This is a genomic window from Microbacterium sp. CnD16-F, from assembly GCF_024124465.1.
GTDB classification, from domain to species: domain Bacteria; phylum Actinomycetota; class Actinomycetes; order Actinomycetales; family Microbacteriaceae; genus Microbacterium; species Microbacterium gawkjiense.
On sequence record NZ_JAMXSA010000099.1, the window covers coordinates 1 to 2,890 of the forward strand.

Here is a 2,890-nt window from a genome sequence, read left to right on the forward strand (position 1 = left end):
CGAAAGAAGTCCGGCGGTGTCCTACTCTCCCACAGGGTCCCCCCTGCAGTACCATCGGCGCTGTGAGGCTTAGCTTCCGGGTTCGGAATGTGACCGGGCGTTTCCCTCACGCTATGGCCGCCGAAACACTATTGATGTTTCAGTCTGCACAACGATTGTTCGTTATGCGGTTCTCGACCGTACATCGAGAACCACTCAGTGGACGCAAGCACCTAAACGGTGTGTTATCAAGTCATCGGCTTATTAGTACCGGTCAGCTTCACGTGTTACCACGCTTCCACATCCGGCCTATCAACCCAGTAGTCTGGCTGGGAGCCTCTCACCCGAAGGTATGGAAATCTCATCTTGAGGCCGGCTTCCCGCTTAGATGCTTTCAGCGGTTATCCATCCCGAACGTAGCTAACCAGCGGTGCTCTTGGCAGAACAACTGGCACACCAGAGGTTCGTCCAACCCGGTCCTCTCGTACTAGGGTCAGATCCTCTCAAATTTCCTACGCGCGCAGCGGATAGGGACCGAACTGTCTCACGACGTTCTAAACCCAGCTCGCGTACCGCTTTAATGGGCGAACAGCCCAACCCTTGGGACCTACTCCAGCCCCAGGATGCGACGAGCCGACATCGAGGTGCCAAACCATGCCGTCGATATGGACTCTTGGGCAAGATCAGCCTGTTATCCCCGAGGTACCTTTTATCCGTTGAGCGACAGCGCTTCCACAAGCCACTGCCGGATCACTAGTCCCGACTTTCGTCCCTGCTCGACCTGTCAGTCTCACAGTCAAGCTCCCTTGTGCACTTACACTCGCCACCTGATTGCCAACCAGGTTGAGGGAACCTTTGGGCGCCTCCGTTACTTTTTGGGAGGCAACCGCCCCAGTTAAACTACCCACCAGGCACTGTCCCTGAACCGGATTACGGTTCGAAGTTAGATATCCAGAGTGACCAGAGTGGTATTTCAACAACGACTCCACGGTAACTGGCGTCACCGCTTCATAGTCTCCCACCTATCCTACACAAGCCACACCGAACACCAATACCAAGCTGTAGTAAAGGTCACGGGGTCTTTCCGTCCTGCTGCGCGTAACGAGCATCTTTACTCGTAATGCAATTTCGCCGAGTTCGCGGTTGAGACAGTTGGGAAGTCGTTACGCCATTCGTGCAGGTCGGAACTTACCCGACAAGGAATTTCGCTACCTTAGGATGGTTATAGTTACCACCGCCGTTTACTGGGGCTTAAATTCTCAGCTTCGCCTTGCGGCTAACCGGTCCTCTTAACCTTCCAGCACCGGGCAGGCGTCAGTCCGTATACATCGTCTTGCGACTTGGCACGGACCTGTGTTTTTAGTAAACAGTCGCTACCCACTAGTCTCTGCGGCCACCACACCCTTTCCGGAGCAAGTCCGTATAAGTGGATGGCCCCCCTTCTCCCGAAGTTACGGGGGCATTTTGCCGAGTTCCTTAACCACGATTCTCTCGATCTCCTTGGTATTCTCTACCTGACCACCTGAGTCGGTTTGGGGTACGGGCAGCTAGAACCTCGCGTCGATGCTTTTCTTGGCAGCATAGGATCACCCACTTTTTATCCGCATCGTGTCTCAGCCTGAATGAGAGACGGATTTGCCTATCTCTCGGCCTACGCACTTGCCCCGGGACAACCATCGCCCGGGTTGGGCTACCTTCCTGCGTCACACCTGTTAATACGCTAGCCGCACCAGAACGGGTTCGAGCGTTAGACCGGCCGGCTTCACCCCGAAGGGATCCACTCAGCCGGGTTAGGACTCTTAGCACTACTGGATTAGCTGGGGCGGTTCTTCGCCGGTACGGGAATATCAACCCGTTGTCCATCGACTACGCCTGTCGGCCTCGCCTTAGGTCCCGACTTACCCAGGGAAGATTAGCTTGACCCTGGAACCCTTGGTCTTTCGGAGGACGTGTTTCTCACACGTCTTTCGCTACTCATGCCTGCATTCTCACTCGTGTAGCCTCCACGGCTGGTTCACACCGCCGCTTCGCTGGCCACACGACGCTCTCCTACCCATCAACACGGCTGGACCACGAAGGCCTACCAATAATGTCAATGCCACAACTTCGGTGGCGTGCTTGAGCCCCGTTACATTGTCGGCGCGGAATCACTTGACCAGTGAGCTATTACGCACTCTTTCAAGGGTGGCTGCTTCTAAGCCAACCTCCTGGTTGTCACAGCAACTCCACATCCTTTCCCACTTAGCACGCGCTTTGGGACCTTAGTTGGTGGTCTGGGTTGTTTCCCTCTCGACTATGAAGCTTATCCCCCACAGTCTCACTGCTGCGCTCTCACTTACCGGCATTCGGAGTTTGGCTGACGTCAGTAACCTTGTAGGGCCCATCGGCCATCCAGTAGCTCTACCTCCGGCAAGAAACACGCAACGCTGCACCTAAATGCATTTCGGAGAGAACCAGCTATCACGAAGTTTGATTGGCCTTTCACCCCTATCCACAGCTCATCCCCTCAGTTTTCAACCTAAGTGGGTTCGGCCCTCCACGACGTCTTACCGTCGCTTCAGCCTGGCCATGGATAGATCACTTCGCTTCGGGTCTAGGACATGCGACTGAATCGCCCTATTCAGACTCGCTTTCGCTACGGCTACCCCACACGGGTTAACCTCGCCACATATCGCTAACTCGCAGGCTCATTCTTCAAAAGGCACGCTGTCACACCTACCAGGGGTGCTCCAACGGTTTGTAAGCAAACGGTTTCAGGTACTATTTCACTCCCCTCCCGGGGTACTTTTCACCTTTCCCTCACGGTACTTGTCCGCTATCGGTCATCTGGGAGTATTTAGGCTTATCAGGTGGTCCTGACAGATTCACACGGGATTTCTCGGGCCCCGTGCTACTTGGGATACTCTTCGCG

The 2,890-nt window shown here is 55.0% G+C and carries 2 rRNA genes; both read right to left on the reverse strand.

Annotated elements, in window-relative coordinates:
- Positions 1-8 precede the first annotated feature (8 nt).
- Positions 9-125, reverse strand: a 5S ribosomal RNA gene (rrf, locus tag NH287_RS14825).
- Positions 126-223: 98 nt separating this feature from the next.
- Positions 224-2,890, reverse strand: a 23S ribosomal RNA gene (locus tag NH287_RS14830); the annotation flags it as partial.